The sequence below is a fragment of the Streptomyces sp. NBC_01485 genome, assembly GCF_036227125.1.
In the GTDB taxonomy this organism is placed as follows: domain Bacteria; phylum Actinomycetota; class Actinomycetes; order Streptomycetales; family Streptomycetaceae; genus Streptomyces.
This window is the reverse complement of the sequence record NZ_CP109435.1, coordinates 6,619,229-6,641,833: the sequence shown is the minus strand read 5'-3', so window position 1 is coordinate 6,641,833 and position 22,605 is coordinate 6,619,229. Positions and strand designations below refer to the sequence as shown.

The window sequence follows — 22,605 nt, the reverse complement described above, 5'->3', positions numbered from 1 at the left end:
ATGCTGCTGCAGCGCATTGGGAACCATGGAATCCGGCTGGGGACGCTCTTCGAGCGTGCGGCGTCCCGGCATCCGGCGAACGTGCTGATCCTCGACCACGATCTCGACCTGGCCCCGGACCTGGGCCGCCGGGCCACCGTTGCGGAGCTGGCCGACCTGGTGGCCGACCTGGCCTCGCGGCTCTGGGAGGCGACGGTGAAGCCCGGCGACCGTGTCGTCGTCCACAAGTCCGACAGTTTCGACATCACGCTGCTCGCCTGCGCGATCAGCCGTATCGGCGCGGTGCCCGTCCTGCTCTCGCCCCAGCTCGACGGCGACACGGTGGCCGAGCTGATGCGCCGCGCGGACCGGCCGCACCTGGTCACCGACCAGGTCACGCTGGAGGGGTCGCTGCCCGAGTCGGTGTTCGACCTCGCCGAGAGCGTCCTGCTCACCTCCGGTCACCACGAACGCGCCGTGGAACTGGAGGACTTCGCCGGCGTCCGCCGGGTCGCCGCGGTGACCACGCCCGCCGACCACCCGGCGCTGATCACCCACACCTCCGGGACGACCGGCGTCCCCAAGCTGGCGGTGCACACGGGCCGGACGCTACAGGCCCGTTACCGTCCGCAGCGGCTGGCGATCGAGCCGGTCGTCCGCAGGCGGGAACCCATCGCGATGCACGTCTCGTTCGTCCACTCGCGGCTGTTCACCGCCCTGGCCATCTCGCTGCTGAAGGGCTTCCCGATCCTCGTGCTGTCCGACTCGGACCCGGTGCGGGCGGGCGACCTCTTCGCGCGGATCCGGCCGGGCATCCTGGAAGCGCATCCCAACACCTTCATGCGCTGGGAGAGCCTGGCGGACGATCCGCGCGAACCGCTGGGCAACGTCAAGCTGTTCAGCAGTACGTTCGACGCCATCCATCCGCGCACCGTGCACCGGCTGCTGCACGCCTCACGCCGCCGGGCGCCGCTCTTCGGGCAGCTCTACGGACAGAGCGAGGTGGGTCCCACGGTGGTGCGCGCCTTCACCCGGCGGCACGCCCCGGAGGCGGACGGGCGCTGTGTGGGCCGGCCCTTCCCGGGCATGACCGACGTGCGGGTGGTCAGCCGCGACGGGCAGCCGCCGTCGGAGTCCAACCCGGGCTACATCGAGGTGCGCAGCGACGGACGCATCAAGACCTACCTGGGCGAGCAGGAGCGCTACGACCGGCAGCTCAGCGACGGCTGGTGGCGGATGGGCGACGTCGGCTACCGGACGAGGTGGGGGTGTCTGCACCTGCTCGACCGCGAGGTCGATCTCATCCCGGGGTTCGGCAGCACCCTCGCCGTCGAGGACGCCCTGTTCGCGAAGCTGGACGAACTCACCGAGGTGATCATCATCCCGGACGCGGGCGGCGCCGCCGTCCCCGTCGTGTGCACCAAGGACGACAAGCCGCTCGACCGGGATGCGTGGCGCGGCGCGGTGGCCGGGCTGCCGGCGATGGCGGAGCCGGTGCAGTGGCGTCTGACGGACCTGCCGCAGACCGCCACCACGAAGATCAAGCGACTCGAACTGGCGAAGCGGCTGACCGCGGCCGGTCCGGGCGAGTAGGGGGCGGCGGCATGGCGAAGACGGTCATCGTCGGGGGCGGCATCGGCGGTCTGGCGGCGGCCCTCGCCGTCACCCGCGCGGGACGCCGGGCCGGGAACAGTGCCGGACACCGGGCCGTGGTGCTGGAGCGGGCCGACGAGTTCGCGGAGATCGGCGCGGGCATCCAGCTCGCGCCGAACGGGCTGCACGCCCTCGACCGCCTCGGGCTCGGCGACGCCGTGCGCGCCCGCGCGGTGCACATCGACGAACTGCGGTTCATGGACGGCGTGACCGGCGCCCACGTGGCGAGCATGCCGCTCACCGGCGCCTACCGGAGCCGGTTCAGCAATCCGTACGTCGTCGTCCACCGCGGCGAACTGCACCGGCTGCTGCTGGACGCCTGCCGCCGGTCGCCGGCGGTCGAACTGCGGGCCGGCAGCCGGGCCACCGGCTACCGGCAGGACGGCTCCGGCGCGACCGTGCTCCTGGCCGACGGCGGTCAGGTCGCCGGGGACGCGGTGATCGGCGCCGACGGCATCCGCTCGGCGATCCGGCGGCAACTCGTCGGCGACGGCGCACCGCGCGTCGCGGGCATCACGGTGTACCGGACGGTCATCCCGATGGAGCGCGTCCCCGAGGAGCTGCGCTGGAACGCCGTGACCTGGTGGGCGGGGCCGGGCCGGCACTTCGTGCACTACGCGATCGCCGGCGGCCGGTATCTCAATCTCGCCCCGAGCGTCGAGAACGGGGTCACCGAGGCGTTCGCCGGGGTCGCCGTGGACCGGGACCGGGTGCGGCGCGCGTTCGCCGACCTGGACGGGACGGCGCGGCGGCTGCTGGCGCTGGGCGAGGACTGGCGGTCGTGGTCGCTGGTCGACCGGGACCCGGTGGACCGCTGGACCGACGGCCGGGTCACGCTGCTCGGCGACGCCGCCCACCCGATGCTGCACTACGCCGCCCAGGGCGCCTGCCAGGCCCTGGAGGACGCCGTCGTCCTGGGCGACCTGCTGGCCGACGGCCGCGACGGCGGTCTCGACGACGGCACGGACGCGATCCGCGACCGGATTCCCGATCAGATCCCCGACCGGATTCCTGACCTGTTCGAGAAGTACCACGCCGAACGGCACGACCGCACCGCCCGGATCACCCACGCCGCCCGGGCGAGCACCCGGCTGTGGCATCCGGCCGGAGCCGAAGCGAAAGCGAGGAACGAGATGTTGTCGGCCCTGTCCGGCACGGCCCTGCACGACCATGTGGCCTGGATGCACGGAGCCCGCGAGTTCGGCACCACCGGAGCCCGCCGATGAGCGCGACCATGAGCGAGGGGCACTTGGCGGTGTGCCTCGTGGGCGCGGGACCGCGCGGGCTGTGCCTGTTGGAGCGGCTGTGCGCCAACGAGCGGACGGCGCCGTCCCACGCGTCCGTCACCGTGCACGTCGTCGACCCGGCCCCGCCGGGCGCGGGCGCCGTCTGGCGCACCGACCAGTCCCGCCATCTGCTCACCAACACCGTGGCGTCCCAGATCACCGTGTTCACGGACGCGTCGACGCGCGCCGAGGGGCCGATCGAGCCCGGCCCCAGCCTGTACGAGTGGGCGGCCCGACTGGCCCGCCGTAAGGAGGAGACAGGCGTGGACGAGGGCGTGCTCGCCGAGGCCCGGGCGCTGGGGCCGGACTCGTACCCCACCCGCGCCCTCTACGGGCACTACCTGCGGGACTGTTTCCGGCAGGTGGTCGCGCGGGCCCCGGCGCACGTCGCCGTCACGGTGCACCGCTCGCGCGCCGTCGCGATGGCGGACACCCACGGCGTTCCCGGCGGGCCCCAGGGGGTCCGGCTGGCGGACGGGACCCGGATCCACGACCTGGACGCCGTCGTCCTGGCGCAGGGGCATCTCCCCGCGCAACTGACGCCCCGCCAGGAACGGACGGCCAGCCTGGCCCGTATCCACCACCTCACCTACGTCCCGCCGGCCAATCCCGCCGACGTGGACACGGGCCGCGTCGAGCCGGGCGAGCCGGTGCTGCTGCGCGGTCTGGGCCTGAACTTCTTCGACTACATGGCGTTGTTCACCGTCGGGCGGGGCGGTGTCTTCGACCGGGTCGGGGACCGGCTCGTGTACCGGCCCTCCGGGCGCGAGCCGCGACTGCACGCCAGTTCCCGGCGCGGGGTGCCGTACCACGCGCGCGGGGAGAACGAGAAGGGCGCCTTCGGCAGGCACACCCCGCGGCTGCTCACCCCCGAGGTGATCGCCGCGCTGCGCGACCGGTCCCGCGACGGTGAGCGGGTGCGGTTCCGGGCCGACGTGTGGCCGCTGGTCGCCGCGGAGGTGGAGGCCGTCTACTACGGCACGCTGCTGAGCTCGCGCGGGGCGGCGGGTGCGGTGGAGGGCAGTACGGCGGAGGCCGGTACGGCGGCGGCCCGGGCCGAGGAGTTCGTCGACCGCTATCTGTCCGCGTCCGCGTCGCCGCGCCAGCGGGCGGCGCTCCTGGACGACGACGGCCTCGGTATCGCGCCCGCCGACCGGTGGGACTGGGAACGCCTCGCCCGGCCCTGCCACGGGCGGACCTTCACCGACCGCGACGACTTCCGCGACTGGCTGCTCGGCTACCTGGCGCAGGACGTGCGGGCGGCGCGGGCGGGCAACGTCAGCGGCCCGCTCAAGGCGGCGCTGGACGTCCTGCGGGACCTGCGCAACGAGGTCCGACTGGTGGTCGACCACGGCGGTCTGGAGGGCGGTTCGCACCTCGACGAGCTGGAGGGCTGGTTCACCCCGCTCAACGCGTTCCTCTCCATCGGCCCCCCGGTGTCCCGGACCGAGGAGATGATCGCGCTGATCGAGGCGGGGGTCCTGGAGCTCACCGGCCCCGGCACCCAGATCCGCGTCGACACCGAACGCCCCGCGTTCGTCGCCCGGTCGACGGTCGTGCCCGGCCCGCCGATACGGTCCCGGCATCTGATCGAGGCCCGGCTGCCCCCGCCCGACCTGCGGCGCACCGCCGACCCGCTGCTGCGTCACCTGTTCCTCACCGAGCAGTGCCGCCCGTTCCACGTCGACGGGGAGTGCGGCGTCCGGCACGAGACGGGCGGCCTGTCCGTCACCGAGCGGCCCTGCCGGGTCGTCGACGGACAGGGCCGCCCGCACCCCCGCCGGTTCGCGTACGGCGTCCCGACCGAGTCGGTCCACTGGGTCACCGCCGCCGGAGTCCGCCCAGGCGTGGACTCGGTGACCCTGGGCGACGCCGACGCGATCGCCCGGGCGGTCCTCGCCCTGGCCCCGGCCAGGCGGGCACCCGCGCGGTCGGCCGTGGCCGACAGCGGCCGGTTCACGGGGGTGATCGTATGAACGACGTCCTCATCGACGCCGGGCTCCTCTCCCCCGTGCGCGCCGGGACGCCCGTCGAGGCGGCCGTATGCGACATGGCCTGGTTGCAGGCCATGTCGGACGCGGAAGCCGCGCTGGCCCGGGCGCAGGCCCGGCTCGGCGCGGTACCGGCCGGCGCGGCGGAGACGATCACCCGTGCCGCCCGCGCCGAGCGGCTCGACCTGCGGGCGCTCGCCCTCGCGGCGCGGGAGACCGCCAATCCGGTGGTGGGGCTGGTGGCGGCCTTCAGGGAAGCGGTGCGGGCGCTGGACCCGGTGGCCGCCGAGTACGTGCACCGGGGTTCCATCAGCTGACGCAGCGTCTGATCTCCGAGGACGAGCGGTCGGCGGGTGCCTGGCACGCGGAGTGGCAGCCGTTGCGCGAGTGCCTGCGGCTGACCGGCGGCGCCGCCCACACCGCCGTACAGCTCGCCGAGGGCTTGCGGGTGCGGCCGGAGCGGATGCGGGCGAACCTGGGGCTGACCGGGTCCAGGACCAGCGCCGAGCGGATCGTCTCCGTGCTGGCGCCCAAGTGGGGCGGCGAGGCGGCAAGGAAGCTGCTCGACGACGCGTCACGGGAGGCCGAGGAGACGGGACGTACGCTCCCCCAGGTCCTACGGGACGTACCCGAACTGGGCTTGGACGAAGCCGAGTTGACGGAACTGTGCGATCCGGCGGGTTACACCGGCGCCGCCGGGACGCTCGTCGACCGCGCATTGCGCGACCGCACCTGAAAAGAACGGAACACACGGCGGCGGCTGTGCGGTGGGCCGGAAAACCCACCGCACAGCCGCCGCCTCCATGTCGTCACGCCTCCATGTCGTCACCCTCTATGCCCTCACCCGCGCACGAGGCCCGTCAGCAGTTCGGCGAGGATGCGCACGCCGTCCCGGCTGAGCACCGACTCGGCGTGGAACTGCACGGACGCGAAGTGCGGTCCGCGCAGCGCGTGCACCTCACCGGTGTCCCGGTCCCGGCTGACCTCCACCGCGCCCACCCCCGCGCACTCGGCCTTGTCCTCGGACGAGCGCGCGGCGAACGTGTTGTAGAAGCCGACCGTCTCGCGCGCCCCGAAGAAGTCGATCTCCCGCCGCGTCCCCTGGTTGGGCACCTCCCGGCGCGCCACCTCGAACCCCAGCCGGGTGCACAGCACTTGGTGACTGAGGCACACCGCGAGGAACGGGCGGTCCTCGGCGAGCAGTTCGTCGACGACCGTCCGCAGCCGCGCGATCTTCGGATGCCCGGCGTCGCGGGGGTCGCCGGGGCCGGGACCGAGCACCACGAGATCGTGCTCGCGCAGCGCGGACGCGTACTCCTCGTCGAACCGGCACACCGTCACCGACAGTCCCAGCGCGCGGAGTTGGTGGTCGAGCATCGCGGTGAAGGTGTCCTCCGCGTCGACGACCAGCACCCGGGCCCCGGCCAGCGCCGGCACCACCGTGGCGCGCGTGTCCGGTCCGCCGAGCCAGAACTCGGCGACGGAGGCGTTGCGTTCTGCCAGCGCGGCGCGCACCTGCGGATGGTCGGCGAACCGCCCCGTCCGCGCGCCCTCCAGGGCGGCGAGCAGCCCGGCAGCCTTCGCCCGCGTCTCCGCCGCCTCGGCATCCGGGTCGGAGTGCCGTACGACGGTGGCGCCGACCCCTATGTCGACGCGGCCGTCCGGGTCGATCTCGGCGGTGCGGATGAGAATGCAGGAGTCCAGTGCGCGGGCGCCCTGTTCGTCCCTGCCGATCAGGGCGGCGACTCCGCTGTAGTAGCCGCGCCCCTCGGGCTCGTACCGCGCGATCACCCGGCAGGCGCTCTCCAGCGGGCTGCCGGTGACCGTGGGCGCGAGCAGCGTCTCCCGCAGGATCTCCCTCGGGTCGCGGGTGCTGCGTCCCTCGATGAGGTACTCGGTGTGCGCGAGCCGGGCCATCTCCTTCAGATACGGGCCGACCACCGTGCCCCCGGTGTCGCAGACCCGGGCCATCATCTTCAGTTCCTCGTCGAGGACCATGTACAGCTCGTCGGTCTCCTTGGGGTCGGCGAGGAACCCCAGCACCTGGGACAGGTCGGCGCCGGCGGCGGGATAGCGGTAGGTGCCGCTGATCGGGTTCATCACCACCGTCCCGCCGGACAGGCTCACATGCCGTTCCGGCGAGGCCCCGACGAAGGTGCGGCTGCCGGTGTGCACGACATGGGTCCAGTGCGCGCCGGACTCGGTCTCCACCAGGTTGCGGAAGAAGGACAGCGCGCCGGCCAGGGAGTAGTCGCCGATCCGCGCCCGGTACGAGCGTTTGATGACGAAGTTCGCGCCCTCGCCCATGCCGATCTCGTCCGCGATGACCTTCCGTACCGTCGCGGCGTACGTCTCGTCGTCGGGTGCGAAGTGCCCGTCGACCAGCCGGGTCGGCGTGCGGACGAGCCGGGGCAGGGCCTCGGCCAGGGGCAGCGTCTCCTGGGCGGTCACCTCCAGGGTGAGCAGCGGCGCGCCGTCGTCGACGCCGGCGTAGCCGCGCTCGCCGATCTGCCGGTAGGGCACCAGGGCCAGGACGTCGTGACGGGCCCGGCCGTCGGCGGGCGGCCCGGTCGGCCCGGTCGGCAGCGGGATCGACGCGAGCGTGGGCCGGCTGCGCACCTCGCCGACGAGCACCTCCAACCGCCCGCCGCCGCCCGCCCCGGGCCGGTGCAGCAGCGCGAAGGGCGGCGGATGCGGTGCCAGCACCCTGTCGAGCAGATCGGATGCCGGTGCGTCGGATGCCGGCGGATCGGACGTCAAGGGATCGGACGTCAAGGGATCGGACGTCAAGGGATCGGACGTCAGGGGATCGGACGTCAGGGGATCGGTTGTCACGCGACGAGCTCCTTGACCGTGCGGACGACGGCGCAGCAGCGCGCCGCGTAGTCGAGCGCCAGCCGGTGATCGGCGGCGGAGAAATCGGCGACGGCGTCGGCGGCGAGGAACGTCTCCAGGTCGTGGGTGAACGCGTCGACGGCGGTCATCAGTACGCCGACGTGCGCGTACACCCCGCAGATGATCAGCTGGTCGCGGCCGTGCGCGCGCATCCGCTCCAGCAGACCGGAGCGGAAGAAGGCGCTGTAGCGCCACTTGGTGAACATCCAGTCGTCGGGCGCCGGCGCCAGTTCCGCCGCGATCTCGCGGTCGGCGGCCGAACGCCGCATCCCCGGCCCCCAGAAGTCCCGCAGCAGACCGCGCTGCGCGTCGTCCATGGCGCCGGGCTGCGCCGTGTACGCGACGGGGATGCCGAGTTCGGCGCAGCGGGTGCGCAACAGTGCGGCGTTGGAGAGCAGTTGCTCCCGCTGGGGCTCCGGGAACGCCCGGAGGAAGTAGCCCTGCATGTCGTGCACCAGCAGCACCGCGCGCCGGGGATCGACCGTCCACGAGGGGACGGGCACGGGCAACTCGCCCGCGCGGGGCAGTTCGTAGGGTTCGATGGCAGGTATCCCGCTCATGTCTTCTCTCCGCCTGGTCCGATCGCGCGTCGTCATGGCGTGGCATGGCATGGCTACCCGCCGAGGGTGGCGCCGCCGTCCACCGTGAGGCTGTGCAGGGTGATGTGTCCGGCCTGGTCGGACAGCAGGAACGCGACGGCGTCGGCGATGTCCGTGGGGCTGGCCAGTTTGCCGAGGGGAATGCCGACCCGGTACTCGTCGGGGCGGCCCTCGAGGGTGGTGCGGCGTCCGCTCGCGTCGTGCCACATGGAGCTGAGCATCGGGGTGTCGGTGGACCCGGGGGCCACCACGTTGCACCGGATGCCGTGCCGGGCGACTTCCAGGCCCAGGCACTTGGTGAACATCGTCGCGGCGGCCTTCGAGGCGGCGTACGCGGCCATGTGGGTGCGTGCCGTGCCCGCCGCGTTCGAGGCGACGGTGACGATGGCGCCGCGACCGCGCGGCACCATCCGGTTGACCACCGCGCGCGACATGAGGAACACGCCCGTGGCGTTCACCGCGAAGGTGGCGTCCCAGTCCTGGTCGGTCAGGTGCCGTGCCTCGGCCAGGTGCAGCACCCCCGCCGCGTTGACGAGGTGGTCGACCGGCCCGAGCACCTCCTCGACCACGTCGACGACGTCGCCGGCCTCGGCACGGTCGGTGAGGTCGGCCGGAAACCCCTCGGCCCGCACACCGTCGGCGGTCAGCTTCTGCACGGTGCGCAGGACGCCGTCCGCGTCGCGGTCCACGACGGCCACCGTGGCCCCGCGTTCGCCGAGCGCGCGGGCCACCGCGGCCCCGATCCCGCCTGCCGCCCCGGTGACCAGGGCGATCTTGCCTTCCATCTGCGGTCCTCCTTCTACGAGCTTCTACGAGCTCCTGCAAGCTGTTACGGCTTACGACTTCTACGAGTTGGTCCGGTCCGCCCAGGCCGCGATCACGGACACGGCCTGGTCCGGGCGCAGCCGCGGATCGCACAGGCTGGTGTAGCGGTCGCCGACCCGGTCGGTGTCCGAGGGGCTCTGGGCGCATTCCGTGACGTCGTCCGGGGTGGTCTCCAGGTGCAGTCCGCCGGCGGTCCCGCGGGCCGACAGCACCCCGGCCCTGAAGTCCCGTGCCTCCCGGGCGATCCAGTCGAGGTAGCGGGTCTTGCGGCCGTCCGGGGTGGTGACCGTGTTGGCGTGCATCGGGTCGCAGAGCCAGATGACGGGATGCCCGGCCTCCCGCACCGCCGCCACGAGCGGCGGCAGCCGGTGGGCGACGAGCTGCGCCCCCATGCGGGCTATCAGCGTGAGCCGGCCGGGTTCGCGCGCCGGGTCGAGGCGTTCGCACAGGGCGAGCAGCTCTTCCGTGGTCATGCCCGGCCCCACCTTGCAGGCGACCGGATTGGCCACGGCGGCGAGCAACGCGACGTGAGCGCCGTCCAGTTGACGGGTGCGGTCGCCGATCCACGGCCAGTGCGTGCTGGTGAGGACCGGCGCCCCGGCGGGGTCCTCGCGCACGAGCGGCAGCTCGTAGTCGAGGACGAGGGCCTCGTGGCTGGTCCACACCGGTGGATCGATGCCGGGCTCCCCCGGCCCGCGGTGCCAGCCGAGATGGCGCATCACCGTGCGGGAGGCGCGGTAGCAGGCCAGCATGCGCCGCGGGTCCGGCCGTCTGGCCAGCGGGTCGGTGTCGGGACTGTTGACCATGTGGCCGCGGTAGACGGGGAGTTCGAGGTCGCCGACCCACTCCGTCGGTTTGGAACGGGGCTTGCCGAACTGGCCGGCCAGCCGCCCCACCCGGACCACCGGCCGGTGGCCGATCCCCTTCAGCGCGCCCGCGAGCACGTCCAACAGGCCTGCCTTGCGGGCGACATGGGGCCGGGTGCCCTCGGTGGGGTCCTCCGCGCAGTCGCCCGCCTGCACCACATGGGCGTCCCCGGCGGCGACGACGGCCAGCACCGAGCGCAGCGTGCGCACGGCGTCGGGGGTGACGAGCCCCGGGGCGGCCCGGAGTTGCCGCCGCACCCGCCGTACGCTCTCCGCGTCGTCCCAATCCGGCTGCTGCCGGGCGGGTTTCGAGCCGATGCCGCAGATATCGCTGATGTCGCCGACGTCGCCGATGTCACCGCTGTCGAGCACAGGGTTGTCCACTGAAGCCTCTCCCCTTGTGGATGGATCGGTCCGCCATGTCATCTCACGGTTGCCGTGAGGCACGGTTCGCGGTTGCCGTCAGGCATGGATCACGGTTCCTGTGCGGGAGCCGGCCCGACGGCCGGGGTGTCCGCCGACGGTCCGATCCTGTGGTTCCGATCCTGTGGCGGGGGCCGGAGCGCGACAACGCGCCACGGCTCACTTCGTCAGGTGCCGGACCGCGCCCGGTCCGCGCGCCCGTCCGTCCGCCCGTTCCACACCTGGCCCGGGCTGCTCAGTACGGCGATGGCGTGGGCGGCCGAGGCGAGGGTCATGTGGCGGTGCCAGCCGTCGAACGAACGGCCCACGTAGTCCTCGATGCCGACGTTCTTGGCGACTTCGCGGTAGTCGTCCCGCACCCGCTCCAACTGGGTGAACAGCGTGAGCAGGGAGGCTGGGTGAGGTTCCGTCAGATTGGTGAGCCACAGCTCGGGCTCGCTCGGCCGGTCGGTCCCGGCCAGCCCGATGAGGGCCAGCCGACGGCTGCCGCCGGCCCGGATTCTTCCGGTGAGCCCCAGGGGAAGTCGCACGGCCACGCTGGAGATCAGGCCCGTCCGTACGCGGCCGTAGCTGCCGAACTCGCGCCACTGGACGGGCTGTCTGATGCCGGCGGCCGCGCGGATGACGTCACCGGCCGGCATGGTCGCCGAGCCGCGGTGGCCGGTCAGCGCCGCGTCCGAGACGAGCAGCGCGACCGACGGGTCGACCCGGGCCAGCAGCGGGATGCCCTTGCGGCCCAGCCGGTCGACGAGCATCGGGAGGTTCAGGGCGCCGGCGTCCAGCACCACCGGCCGTACCGGCATCCCCCAGTCCGCCACCATGCCGACGCACAGCCGGACGGCCCGGTCGGACAGGGTCTCGGCCTCGGTGCTGTCGGGAATCGAGGCGCGGTCGCGCAGCGACCGGTCGTCGATCCAGGTCGGGGGCAGATGCAGCCCCCAGTCGACCGGGCTGCTCCGGCAGCCGGAGGCCGCCCAGACGCCGATCGCCTGCTGGGCGTTGAGCACGCGCCCCTCGGCCGGGACGAACCTGCGGTCCACGCCGACCGAGTGCTGCCCGGCCTTGCGGATGACCGTGTCCTGCACCACCCAGGCCTCGACCGGCAGGCGCGGCACCAGATAGCGGGCGAGGGCGTGCCGCACCGGCGCCCAGTCCCACGTCGACTCGCTGATGAAGTGGTGCAGGCTCTGGTCGGTCGCCCGGCCGCCGATCAGACTCGCGATGTTCCTGATCGACTTGCGCCCGGGAACCTCCAGGAGCCCCCGGACGTACTCGACGCCCTTCTTTCGCTGGTCGGCGCGCGGCAAGGAGGCGAAGAGCGAAGTCGATATCTCCCGCAGCAATTCATCCGGCGGAACATTCTCGCCGAATAATCGATCTGCGTTCTCCCCGTGCTTTCCCATCTTGGTCAGCGGAAACCCGGCTGCACTCAAATGTGACCCCCGAATAGCTGTCCCGCCAGGCTTGGAACATATTGCCTGCGGACGGTCAATACAACACGGGAGAACACTTTATCGACGGGTCAACCTTTGCACCACCACACAGAGTGCAGATCTGTCACCTACCCCGCCGAGGAGCGGAAACACACCGGTCGCCCCGTTGGTGAGCGCCATCATTGCACCCGGAAACTACGAAAAAGTGGACGTTACACCCAACAATCCACTTTACCTTATCTTTACATCGCCTTTACTTGGACTACGAGACGTAAACGGTCTCGCCCAGGTGTTCGCCGTGCGCGACCTCATGGACGAGGGCGTGCGCGATATCGGTCCGGGAGGTGAGCGGGCGCGACGCCGGGAGCGCGGTGATCCGGTAGTCGCTCACATCTCTCCCGGTGATGAGACGCCCGGGCCGCAGCAGCGTCCAGTCGAGCCCTGATTCCCGGACGATGTCCTCCATGCGCCGCACGTCCCGCTGGACGGCGCGACCGGACGCGAGGACCACCGGGCGGATCGCCCGCTGCCGCATGAGCCCGGCCCGGGACAGGTCGGCGGCGTCGAGGCCGGCGGATGCGACGCAGAGCAGCCGCCGCATCCCGTGGCCGATCATCGCCTTGACGATGTTGTAGGTGGCCTGGGAGCAGACGGTGACGGGCCGCACGGAGGGCGGCACACCGATCACCGAGACGACCGCCTCGTGGCCGCCCGTGACCCAGTCCACCGCGTCGGCGTCCATCACGTCCGCGGCGGCGGTCTGCACCCGGTGGTCGCAGAACGGGAAGTCGGCCGGCCGCCGGGTGATCGCGGTGACGGTGTGCCCCGCGCTCATGGCCATGGCCGTGACCAGCCGTCCCGTCGGACTGTTGGCGCCGAACACGACCAGCTTCATGCGTTCCTTCCTGGCGGACGGGGTCGGACGGACCGGACGGCCGGACCGGCGTGCGGCGGGGAGACGCACGTGAGGGGATGCAGCAACGATCAGAACCGCGATCGGAACCACGATCGGCTATGGAACAACGATCGGGCTCTCGTACGTTGTTCGAGTATGTCGATCAATGTACTACGCGGCGTTCTCCCACGTACGATGAGCCGGAAAGGTTGGTGGTATCAGCGTGGGAAAGTCACGGGGGAACGGTCGTACGGGCTCGGGTTCCGAGCAGAGCATCTGGCTGCGCCGCTCGCCCGCGCCGCGCCAGGAACCGCCGCTGACCAGGACGCGCATCATAGAGGCGGCGATCGCCCTGCTCGACGAGGAGGGCATGGAGCGGCTGACCATGCGCCGGCTGGCGGAGCGCCTCGGCGTCGGCGCCACGACGCTGTACTGGCACATCGACACCAAGGACGACGTGGTCGATCTGGCCACCGACGCCATCTTCGCCGGGGCCCCGCTCCCCGACCGCCACGACGGAAACTGGCAGGAGGACGTCGTGGCCCTCCTCTCCGGGTGCCGGGCCATGCTCCTGCGGCACCCCTGGTCCGCGGCGCTGCCACTGCGTCAACGGCCGTCGATCGGGCCGAACTTCCTCACGTGGCTGGAGTTCCTCCAGGCGACGCTGTCGCGCGCCGGATTCAAGGCGCAGCAGACCCAGGCCACCTGCTGGCTACTGTACAACCACGTCCTGGGCTCGGCGGCGAGCCAGTCCAACCTCCAGTGGTCGAAGGCCGAACGCGCGGCGGCACAGGAGCAGTTGCGCGAGCAGCAGGACCTGTATCCGACGCTCGTGGCGTACGAGTACATGCTCGACGAGGACTGGGAGGACAACTTCCGCCTCGGCGTGAAGCTCGTCCTCGACGGTCTGGCGGCGCAGCTCCCCGCCTCCGACTGAACAGCCCTTCGCGGCCCGGCGGTTGGGGCCCGGCAGCCCGGCGTCGGCCGGAGTCGTTCCGTCGGCGGCAGCTCATCTGACAGATCAGCGGGTCCTTGCTGGACCTCGGATCGAGCGCCGAGTGTCCTGATCCCATGCGGGTTCGCCGTACCCGGCGTCGCGGCCGTCACGGCCGACGCGGGCGGGTGGCCGGTACCAGGCAGGACGTCAGGACGACATTGGAGCAGACCATGATCACATGCGGTGCCGCCCAGGACGACGCACGGGGCATACTCGCGACCGGGTCGTACGTGCCCAGTCGGGTGATGACCAACAAGGACATCAGCGAGCTGGCCGGGACCTCCGAACTGGCGATCCTGCGCAAGACCGCGATCCGTGAACGGCGTTGGGCGAAGCCCGAGGAGGCCACCTCGGACCTCGCCGTCGCGGCCGCCCGGACGGCCCTGGAGCGGGCCGGGATCGGCGCCGCCGAGCTCGGTCTCATCATCGTGGCGACCTCCACCCCGGACTCCCCGCAGCCGGCGACGGCCTGTGTCGTCGCCGACGAGCTGGGCGCCGGGCACGGCACGGCCGCGTTCGACGTCAACTCGGTGTGCAGCGGCTTCACGTTCGCCCTGTCGATCGCCGAGCGCACGCTCGCCGACTCGACGGCCGACTACGCCCTGGTCATCGGCGCCGACGTGTACTCGCGCATCCTCTCGCCCATGGACCGGCGCACGATCGTGCTGTTCGGGGACGGCGCCGGTGCCGTCGTGCTCGGCCCGGGCGGCGGCCAGCGGCTGGTCTCCACCCGGCTGGCGAGCTTCGCCTCCGCGCGCGAGCTGATCGGGGTGCCCGGCGGCGGCAGCCGGATGCCGGCGACGCAGGAGACGCTGCGCGAGGGGATGCAGTACTTCTCGATGAACGGGCGGGGCGTCAGCGAGTTCGTCGAGACCCAAGTCGTCCCCGGCATAGAGGAGTTCCTCAAGGACAACGGGGTGAGCCAGGGCGACATCGCGCACTTCGTGCCGCATCAGGCCAACGGGCGGCTCCTGGAGAGCATGTCCGAACGGCTGGGCATCCCCGCCGAGCGGATGGCCACCACGGTCACCCGGTACGGCAACACCGGCGCGGCCTCGGTCCCCATCACCCTTGACCAGCTGGCCCGTTCGGGCGCGGTGGCCCCGGGCGACCTGACCCTGCTTGCGGCGTTCGGCGGCGGCATGTCCATGGGCCTGACGCTGCTGCGCGCCGGCTGACCCCCACGCCGTCGAGGTGCGTCACGTCCGGTCGCGTGCGCCCATGAAGGAGGCCCGGTCCCGTCGTCCACCCACGGGGCCCGGCCTACCTCGTACCGCTCATGCGGCTCATGCGGCTTACTTCTTGCCGATGTGCAGCGCTTCCTTCTTGAAGACCTCGAAGTAGCTGGGGACGCCCTGGGTGGTGATGACCTCGACGCGGGCGCGGGGGTTGCGGTTGTCGACCGCCTCCCGCACCAGCGCGTCCGCGAGGTCGTTGCGCGAGGTGAACCAGCCGGGGTGGCGGGACGTGCTGACGACGTAGTCGGTGGTGGTCGTGGCGTCGAAGAGACCGGCGGGACGAACGACCGTCCAGTCCAGGTCGCTGGCGCCCACGATGTCCTCCATGCGGCTCGTGTCCTCGTAGAGGGGGCGGCCCATCTTGAGCAGGATCGGCACGATCACCTTGCGGAAGACGAACGCCTCGCCGGGCGCGTCCTCGTAGTTGGCCCCGATCGAGCTGACGCAGACCAGGCGCCGGATGCCATGGGCGTCCATCGCCTTGATGACGTTCGCCGTGCCCTCCGAGTACACCGTGACCGGCTCCTTGGTGTACGGGATGCCGACCGTGGAGATGACGGCGTCGTGGCCGGCCACCACGCGGTGCACCTCGTCGGGGTTGAGGATGTCCGCCTTGACCACGCTTAACCGGGCGTCGCCGATCTCGAACGCGTCGGGCCGCCGGGTCACGGCGGTGACCTCGTGGCCCTCGCGGAGCGCCTGTTCGGTGGTCAGTCGGCCGGTCGGGCCGTTCGCGCCGAATATGACCAGTTTCACGGGGGTTTCCTCCTGTGCGAGGGACGTCGATCTAGCACTCGAACGTTGATCCAGTACCGGATCAACGTACCATGAAAGGGTAAAGAGCCCGGCTGCGGGGCCTGTTCGCCGGCATACGGGCCGCACCCGCGACCCCTGAGGGTGCCGCGGGTGCGCGATCCTTCTGATGCTCCGTCAGTCCACGGACAGGCGGGGGAACTTCTTCATCAGGAACTCGAAGTCGAGGAACTCGATGGCGGACTCCTGCTGTTGAAGCCCCGCCTGGTAGGCGGTGGCCACCTCGACCAGGCGCAGGGTCTGGTACTCGATCGCCTTGCGGTTGTCCTCGTGCACGTTGTTCGGCGCGTGCCGCGAGACGCTGCACGTGCCGTACGGCGATCCGTTGTGCTCGGACGCCAGGATCTCGACGCTCGAACCGTTGGGCACGATGAGGCAGCCCCAGTGGCACAGCACGTTGTGCAGGGCGAGGATCGCCGTCTGCTGGCCGGCGTGCGCGGCGGACCCGGAGGCGAACACGGTCGCGACCTTGTTCGCCAGCTTCCCCGGAATGGCGACCGGGCCGGACCGGTCGACGAAGTTGAGGATCTGCGGGGCAGGCAGACCGAAGTGGACCGGCGTGCCGATCATGATCGCGTCCGCCGCCACCAGGTCGTCCAGTGTGGCCACCGGTATGTCCCGGGTGGCGGCGTCCAGTTCGGCGTAGGCCTCCTTGTCCAGGACCATCGGGTCCGGCAGCTCGGGGACCTTGAGCAACTGCGGCTCGGCGCCGGCCTTTTCCGCCGCGGCGGCCGCCGCCGTCGCCAACTGGAAGATGTTGCCGCTGCGGGAATGGAAGACAATGGCTACCTTGACCATGGAGAGACTCCTCGCCGTTCGTCGTTACGGGGCCTGTGGCATCCCCGGGTACGAGGCGTCATCCTCACGGCCCCGCGCGGGCTCTGCCCAGGGCGACGCCGGATAGTTCGTCAGATAGGCGAGGGGCCGGCGGCGTACGGAATTCCGGCGCGCTGCGGACCTGACAGACTGGCGAGTCGCGGGTTGAGCGGCCCCGCGACCGTGGACTGTGCTGTCCCCCATGTCGAATTCCACAGGAACGTCCACGGGCACATCCGCAGGTACAACCGCAGGTACTTCCACCGGCACGCAGATCACCCTTCCCACCGAACCCGGCGGGATTTCGGCGGCGTTCGAGCAGGCTTTCAACTCGGGCAGTCTCGACGCCATCAAGCAGCTTTTCGATCCGGACGCCCTGCGCGTGCTCACGCCGGGCCAGTACCTGTCGGGTGAGGAGATGTGGAAGTCGGCCGAGCAGACCCTGCCGGACCGCCTGCCGGTCAAACTGTCGGTGCGGCATATCTACACGGTCGGCGACACGGCCCTGCTGATCTGCGACTACGTCCACGAGGGCACCGGCCCGGACGGAACGCACCAGCGCGTCGACGGCACCGCCGCGGACATCCTCCGCCGCGGCGCCGACGGCGTCTGGCGGTGCCTGATCAGCAACCCGCCCGGCACCACCCGCGCCTGAACGGCGGGGCCGATCGATGCCGGACACCTCGGACGACATGCACGCGCCCGCCGCAAGGCCGTGGTCGCGCGCCATCGACGTACACCACCACATCCTCCCGGAGTTCTATCTCGACGAACTGGCCCGGCTCGGCGTCGCGACCATCCTTCCCGGCGTCGACCGGCCGACCTGGAGCGCGCACGGCAGCCTCGCAATGATGGACCGGCACGGCATCCGGGCCGCCGTGGTGAGCGTCTGGCCGGGGGTGCCGGCGACCCTGGAGCCGAAGCCGGCCGCGCGGTTCGCGCGCCGGGTGAACGACCACCTCGCCGAGCTGGTCGCCGCGCACCCCGGCCGGTTCGGCGCGTTCGCCACGCTTCCGTTTCCCCATATGGACCTGGTCCTCGATGAGTTCGAGTACGCCGTCGACGCGCTCGGGCTGGACGGCGTGGGCCTGGTCAGCAACTACGGCGGCCTGTACGTGGGCGACCGCTCGATGGACCCGCTCTTCGCGGCGGCGGCCCACCGGCGCACCCCGCTGTTCGTGCACCCGACGGTTCCGCCGTCGACCGGTCAGCCGGACTTCGGCCTGCCGGCCTCGCTGTACGAGTTCCCCTTCGAATCGGTACGCGTGGCGGCCCGACTCCTCTACAACCAGACACTGGAGAGGTACCCGGAGCTGCCGGTGATCCTGCCGCACGGCGGGGGCGGCGTCCCCTTCTACGCCGGCCGGCTCGCCTGCGGCGGGCTCATCAGCGCGCCCCTCGCGGACCGGCTGCCCGAGGACCCCGTCGGCTCACTCCAGCGGCTCTACGTCGACATAGCCATGGCCGGTGACCCGCACGCCCTCGCGGCCCTGCGGTCCTTCGCCCCGGCGGACCGGATCCTGGTCGGCTCGGACTTCCCGCTCATGCCCGAGCACTACATCCTCGACACCGGCCAACAGGTCGTCGACCAGGGCGGGTTCAGCGCCGAGGAGCGAGGCCGGCTGGAGCACGCCAACGCCGAGGCCCTCTTCCCGCGCCTCCGCCCGCGCCGCGACGAAAGCGGCAACGGGAGCAGAAACGGAAACGGAAACGGAAACGGAAAGGACGTGTGAGACGCCGTGCTGGACAAGGAGACGGTCGCCGCCTATCTGGACCGCATCGGTGCCGACCACCCGCACCGCCTGGACGCCGACGCACTGCGCCACCTGCACGAACGGCATGTGCTGTCGGTACCCTTCGACAACCTCGACTACGTTCGCGGCGGCGATATCCGGATGGACGAACGGGCCGTCGACAAGATCGTCCACGAGCGGCGCGGGGGCCTGTGCGGGGAGATCAACATCGCGTTCCATCTCCTGCTGACGTCCCTGGGGTTCGACGTGACGCTGCACCAGGGCCGCGTCCACCTCCCGGACGGCGGGATCACCGCCCCGTACCACCACGTGGTGATGACGGTGGCCGTCGACGGCGTCCGGTGGATCGCCGACATCGGGTTCGGCAAGAGCAGCCGCCGCCCGCTCCTGCTGGACCACGACGGTCAACAGCCGGACCCGCACGGCGAGTTCACCACGCGGCGGCTGGACCGGCGGTCCGTCGAGGTGGTCCGGGGCGAGGCGCCGCTGTACGTCCTCTACGAGGAGCCGGTCGAGCCCGACGAGTTCCGCCAGACGATGTGGTGGTACCGGACGAGCCCGGACTCCCCGTTCCTCCAGACCCTCGTCTGCTCACTCCCCCTGGAGGACGGCTGGGTCATCATGCGGGACGACCTGCTGACGGTCGTCTCCGAAGAGCGCCGCCGGACCGAGCAACTCCCGGACGACAACGCGGTGTTGGCGGCGTACGAGAAGTGGTTCGGGATGAAGCTGGCGGAACGCCCCGTGCCGACGCCGTACACGAACGACTCGCTCCGTTTCTCGTTCGACAGCCACTGACCAGCCACTGACCAGCCACTGAGTGCCACGGACCGACTGCCACTGGCACTCCACACGAACTCCCACACGAACAGGGGGAAACGGCATGCTGGACGAAGTGACGACGGCCGCCTACCTGAAACGCATCTCGGCCGACCGGCCCGAGCGGCCCGACCTCGCCGCGCTGCGCCACCTCCACGAGCGGCATGTGCTGTCGGTGCCCTTCGAGAGCCTCGACTACCACCTCGGCAGGGAGATCCACTACAAGGACGAACGGATCGTCGAGAAGATCGTGCACCAGCGGCGCGGCGGCGCCTGCGGCGAGCTCAACAGCGCCTTCTTCTTCCTGCTCCAGTCCCTGGGCTTCACCGTGCGGTTGCGGCACGGGCGGGTCTGGATCGGCGGCCGGCTGCGCGATCCGTACAACCACATGCTGCTCACCGCGGAGTTCGAGGGGCGGCGCTGGCTCGTCGACGTCGGGTTCGGCAAGGGCAGCCGGTATCCGATCGCCCTGGACACACCGGAGGCGCAGGACGATCCGCACGGCGTGTTCAGCGTCCGGACGGTCGACGAGCGCGCCGCCGACGTCCTGTGCGACGGAAAACCGCAGTACCGCGTCTACGACGATCCGACGTCCCTGTCGGACTTCGACCAGGTCATCCACTGGTACCGGACGAGCCCCGACTCGATGCTCCTGCAGAACATGTTCTGCTCCCTGCCGACCGAGGACGGCTGGGTCGTGCTCAAGAACGACGTGCTCAGCGTCACCCGCGGAAAGGAGACGGAGACCGAGAAACTCGCCGACGACGACGCGGTGCTGGCGGCGTACGAGAAGTGGTTCGGCATCACGCTGGACGAGCGGCCCACGCCGAGCCCGTATCTGAGGTCCTCCGTACGCATGGCGTTCGAGGAGAAATAGCCGCGCCCCGCCACCCTCAGCACACCCTCACCACCCCCAAATCCCCTCAGCACCCGCAACACCCCCGAACCCGGCACCGTGGAGGACTTCGTCATGCCCAAATGGGAACTCGCACCGGTCAGTCCGCGCAGCGTCGCGCTGGCGTTGCCCGAGAGGGTCGTCACCAATGCGGAACTGTGCGAAACCCTGGACACCACGCCGGAGTGGATCGAGGAGAAGACCGGAATTCTTCAGCGGCGGTTCCTCGAGTCGCACGAGACCGTCCTCGACCTCGCCGTCGAGTCGGCCCGCAAGGCCATGGCGGCGGCCGAGATCGGCGCCCGTGACGTCGACGTCCTGGTGGTCGCCTGCACCAGCCCGGACTGGATCATGCCCTCGCTGGGTGTGAGCCTCGCCGAGCGCCTCGGCATCGAGACCCCGCGGATCCTCGACCTCACCCAGCACGCGTGCGCCTCGTCCGCGTACGGCATGTACACGGCTTCCTGTCTGCTCCAGGAACCGGGGCTGGACACCGCGCTGGTGGTCTGCGCCGAGCGGGGCTCCGGCATCACCGATCCGCAGGACCGCCTCACCCGGATCTTCTTCGGCGACGCGGCGGGCGCGGTGGTGCTGCGCCGCACGGACGGCGCGGACGGCCTGCTCAGCTACGACCTCGGCAACGTCTACTCGGACGGCGTCCGGATGGCGACGGCCTGGCGGGTGGACCAGGAGGTGCCGACGTCGCCGACCGACACCCCCCGCTCGCCGTACATCTTCATGGACGGCAACGTGGTGCTGCGGGAGGCGATGACCCGGGTGCCGAAGTCCCTCAGCGAGGCGTTGTCGCTGGCCGGGGTCACGGTCGACGAGGTGAGCGGTTTCGCGGTGCACCAGGCCAACGCCAAGCTGGTGCGGCACATCGGGCGGATGGCCGGCGCCGCGCCCGAACGGGTCCCCGTCACCGCCGACACCCTGGGCAACACCGCCGCGGCCTCACCGCTGACGGCCCTGTGGCGGCTGGCCGCCGAGGGCCGGGCCCGGCGCGGCGACGTGATCGTGCTCGGCGCGATCGGGGCGGGCTTCCTCTTCGGCTCGCTCGTCTTCCGGCTCCCAGCGGACCTGGTCGCGGCGGAGGTCCCCGGCATGGCCCTGCCCGGAGCGGCGTGACGACCTCCACGGCCCGGCGCGAAGCGGCGGCCTGGCGCGAAGCGGCCTTCACGGCGGGCCGCTGTCCGGATCGGCTCGCCCGCCGCCTCCCGCCCCCTACTCTGGCGCCCGAACCACCGGAGTACGGAAGGGACCGTCGTGCGTACACCTCTCTCCTGGCTGGCGGGCAGGTACTCGCTCGGGCCGCGCAGCGTCCAACGGGCGGCGCTGGCCTCGGTCGTGGCCGCCATCGCCATCGTCGTCACCGGCGGGATCGTCCGCGTCACGGGCTCCGGCCTGGGCTGCCCGGAGTGGCCCACGTGCACGGGCAGCACGCTGGCCCCCACGGCGGAGATGGGGCTGCACGGCGCCATCGAGTTCGGCAACCGGCTGCTCACGGGGGTGCTGTGCGCCGTCGTGGGCTGGGTCATCATCACGGCCCGGATCCAGCGCACGCCGATGCCGGGGGTGCTGCGCTGGGCGTGGGCGCAGTACGAAACTCCTGCGGAGAGACCTGCGGACGGAACGGAACGAACAGCCCCTCACCGTCTACCTCTCGGCAGCGGCGGTGGAATCCGCCCGCTCGGCCTTCGCGACGCCTTCCTGACTACGCCTACGCCTACGCCTACGCCTACGCCTACGCCTACGCCTACGCCTACGCCCTGAACGTCGTGGGCCGCTCCGGGCTCGCGGCCGCCAGTGCCTTGGCGACGTCGTCGACACCCGACTGCAGCCCGTAGACGGGGGTGTCGGGCTGCTGACGCCAGGAGTCGTCGATGCCGCCCGCGTCGACGGTGTCGAAGCCGAGCTCGTCGATGAGGGCGCGCACCTTCGCCTTCGCCGCCTCGTCGTCGCCGGCGACCGGGAGCGCCAGGCGGTCGGGGGCGCCGGCGGGGAGCGGGCGGTCCAGGATGTCCTGGGCGTAGGTGCCGTTGAAGGCCTTGATCACGGGGTGGCCGATCCGGCGTTCCGTCCAGCGGCTCTCGGTGATTCCCTCGTCCTCGATCTCCGCTATCCGGCCGTCGCGCTGCTGTGGGTAGTAGTTGTTGGTGTCGATGACGGCGACGCCGTCGGCCGCGCCGTCCAGGATGCCGGACGGCAGGCTCGGTACCGCCTTCACCGGGATCGTGACCACCACGACCTCGGCGCCGCGCGCCGCCTCCTCGACGGTGACGGGGGTCGCCCCGGTCTCCTCGGCGAGTTCGGTGAGCGTCTGCGGGCCACGGGAGTTCGCGACGGAGACGTCGTGACCGAGGGCGGTGAGGCGCCGGGTGAGGTTGCCGCCGATGTTGCCCGCGCCGATGATGCCGATCTTCATGAC

General features: G+C 71.5%; 20 protein-coding genes and 1 pseudogene. 12 read left to right on the top strand and 9 right to left on the bottom strand.

Features of this window, described 5'->3' with window-relative positions:
* From OG352_RS30150 to OG352_RS30135, 4 genes and pseudogenes are all read left to right on the top strand, one after another.
* On the top strand, positions 1-1,572 hold the full coding sequence (locus tag OG352_RS30150; RefSeq protein WP_329221251.1) for a class I adenylate-forming enzyme family protein: 1,572 nt from the start codon (positions 1-3) through the stop codon (positions 1,570-1,572).
* Between the two features lie 11 nt (positions 1,573-1,583).
* Positions 1,584-2,858, top strand: a complete 1,275-nt coding sequence (locus OG352_RS30145; RefSeq protein WP_329221250.1) for an FAD-dependent monooxygenase — start codon at positions 1,584-1,586, stop codon at positions 2,856-2,858.
* Positions 2,859-2,866: 8 nt separating this feature from the next.
* Positions 2,867-4,894 (top strand): FAD/NAD(P)-binding protein, encoded by a 2,028-nt coding sequence (locus OG352_RS30140; protein ID WP_443072512.1) that lies wholly within the window; start codon positions 2,867-2,869, stop codon positions 4,892-4,894.
* Positions 4,891-5,645: pseudogene (locus OG352_RS30135) on the top strand (hypothetical protein). The gene OG352_RS30140 and the pseudogene OG352_RS30135 overlap by 4 nt, the downstream one beginning before the upstream one ends.
* A gap of 104 nt (positions 5,646-5,749) precedes the next feature.
* Here OG352_RS30135 and OG352_RS30130 read toward each other — a convergent pair.
* The 6 genes from OG352_RS30130 to OG352_RS30105 form a co-directional block, all read right to left on the bottom strand.
* Positions 5,750-7,684: an anthranilate synthase family protein gene (locus OG352_RS30130; RefSeq protein ID WP_443072511.1), complete on the bottom strand. Its 1,935-nt coding sequence runs from the start codon at positions 7,682-7,684 to the stop codon at positions 5,750-5,752.
* Between the two features lie 56 nt (positions 7,685-7,740).
* Positions 7,741-8,364, bottom strand: coding sequence for an isochorismatase family protein (locus OG352_RS30125; RefSeq protein WP_329221248.1), 624 nt, complete (start codon positions 8,362-8,364; stop codon positions 7,741-7,743).
* A 53-nt stretch (positions 8,365-8,417) separates the two neighbouring features.
* A complete protein-coding gene (locus OG352_RS30120; protein WP_329221246.1) occupies positions 8,418-9,188 on the bottom strand; it encodes a 2,3-dihydro-2,3-dihydroxybenzoate dehydrogenase in 771 nt (256 codons plus the stop codon).
* A 60-nt stretch (positions 9,189-9,248) separates the two neighbouring features.
* A complete protein-coding gene (locus OG352_RS30115) occupies positions 9,249-10,478 on the bottom strand; it encodes a 3-deoxy-7-phosphoheptulonate synthase (RefSeq protein WP_443072377.1) in 1,230 nt (409 codons plus the stop codon).
* A gap of 206 nt (positions 10,479-10,684) precedes the next feature.
* Entirely contained in the window at positions 10,685-11,920 is a 1,236-nt protein-coding gene (locus tag OG352_RS30110) for an IS701 family transposase (protein ID WP_329221244.1), read from the bottom strand.
* 292 nt (positions 11,921-12,212) lie between these two features.
* Entirely contained in the window at positions 12,213-12,845 is a 633-nt protein-coding gene (locus tag OG352_RS30105; protein WP_329221243.1) for an NAD(P)-dependent oxidoreductase, read from the bottom strand.
* Between the two features lie 223 nt (positions 12,846-13,068).
* Between OG352_RS30105 and OG352_RS30100 the strand changes: the two genes are divergently transcribed.
* Both OG352_RS30100 and OG352_RS30095 read left to right on the top strand, forming a co-directional pair.
* Positions 13,069-13,782, top strand: coding sequence for a TetR/AcrR family transcriptional regulator C-terminal domain-containing protein (locus OG352_RS30100; protein ID WP_329221241.1), 714 nt, complete (start codon positions 13,069-13,071; stop codon positions 13,780-13,782).
* 230 nt (positions 13,783-14,012) lie between these two features.
* A complete protein-coding gene (locus OG352_RS30095) occupies positions 14,013-15,020 on the top strand; it encodes a 3-oxoacyl-ACP synthase III family protein (RefSeq protein WP_329221240.1) in 1,008 nt (335 codons plus the stop codon).
* 117 nt (positions 15,021-15,137) lie between these two features.
* Here OG352_RS30095 and OG352_RS30090 read toward each other — a convergent pair whose 3' ends face one another.
* Together OG352_RS30090 and OG352_RS30085 are read right to left on the bottom strand one after the other, a co-directional pair.
* Positions 15,138-15,836, bottom strand: coding sequence for an NAD(P)-dependent oxidoreductase (locus tag OG352_RS30090; protein WP_329221238.1), 699 nt, complete (start codon positions 15,834-15,836; stop codon positions 15,138-15,140).
* 174 nt (positions 15,837-16,010) lie between these two features.
* Entirely contained in the window at positions 16,011-16,691 is a 681-nt protein-coding gene (locus OG352_RS30085) for an NAD(P)H-dependent oxidoreductase (protein WP_329221237.1), read from the bottom strand.
* A gap of 220 nt (positions 16,692-16,911) precedes the next feature.
* Between OG352_RS30085 and OG352_RS30080 the strand changes: the two genes are divergently transcribed.
* The 6 genes from OG352_RS30080 to OG352_RS30055 all read left to right on the top strand — a co-directional run bounded on the left by OG352_RS30080 (position 16,912) and on the right by OG352_RS30055 (position 21,950).
* Entirely contained in the window at positions 16,912-17,364 is a 453-nt protein-coding gene (locus tag OG352_RS30080; RefSeq protein ID WP_329221236.1) for a YybH family protein, read from the top strand.
* Positions 17,365-17,380: 16 nt separating this feature from the next.
* On the top strand, positions 17,381-18,442 hold the full coding sequence (locus OG352_RS30075) for an amidohydrolase family protein (RefSeq protein WP_329221234.1): 1,062 nt from the start codon (positions 17,381-17,383) through the stop codon (positions 18,440-18,442).
* Between the two features lie 6 nt (positions 18,443-18,448).
* Positions 18,449-19,261 (top strand): arylamine N-acetyltransferase family protein, encoded by an 813-nt coding sequence (locus OG352_RS30070; protein WP_329221232.1) that lies wholly within the window; start codon positions 18,449-18,451, stop codon positions 19,259-19,261.
* Positions 19,262-19,346: 85 nt separating this feature from the next.
* Positions 19,347-20,159, top strand: a complete 813-nt coding sequence (locus tag OG352_RS30065) for an arylamine N-acetyltransferase family protein (protein WP_329221230.1) — start codon at positions 19,347-19,349, stop codon at positions 20,157-20,159.
* 93 nt (positions 20,160-20,252) lie between these two features.
* Positions 20,253-21,305: a 3-oxoacyl-ACP synthase III family protein gene (locus OG352_RS30060; protein ID WP_329221229.1), complete on the top strand. Its 1,053-nt coding sequence runs from the start codon at positions 20,253-20,255 to the stop codon at positions 21,303-21,305.
* A gap of 138 nt (positions 21,306-21,443) precedes the next feature.
* Positions 21,444-21,950 carry a COX15/CtaA family protein gene (locus OG352_RS30055; RefSeq protein ID WP_329221227.1) on the top strand — a complete coding sequence of 169 codons (507 nt, stop codon included), beginning with the start codon at positions 21,444-21,446 and terminating at the stop codon, positions 21,948-21,950.
* On the opposite strand, the gene OG352_RS30050 is transcribed toward OG352_RS30055, so the two are convergent.
* Entirely contained in the window at positions 21,940-22,602 is a 663-nt protein-coding gene (locus tag OG352_RS30050) for an NADPH-dependent F420 reductase (protein WP_329221226.1), read from the bottom strand. The genes OG352_RS30055 and OG352_RS30050 overlap by 11 nt on opposite strands.
* Positions 22,603-22,605 lie beyond the last annotated feature (3 nt).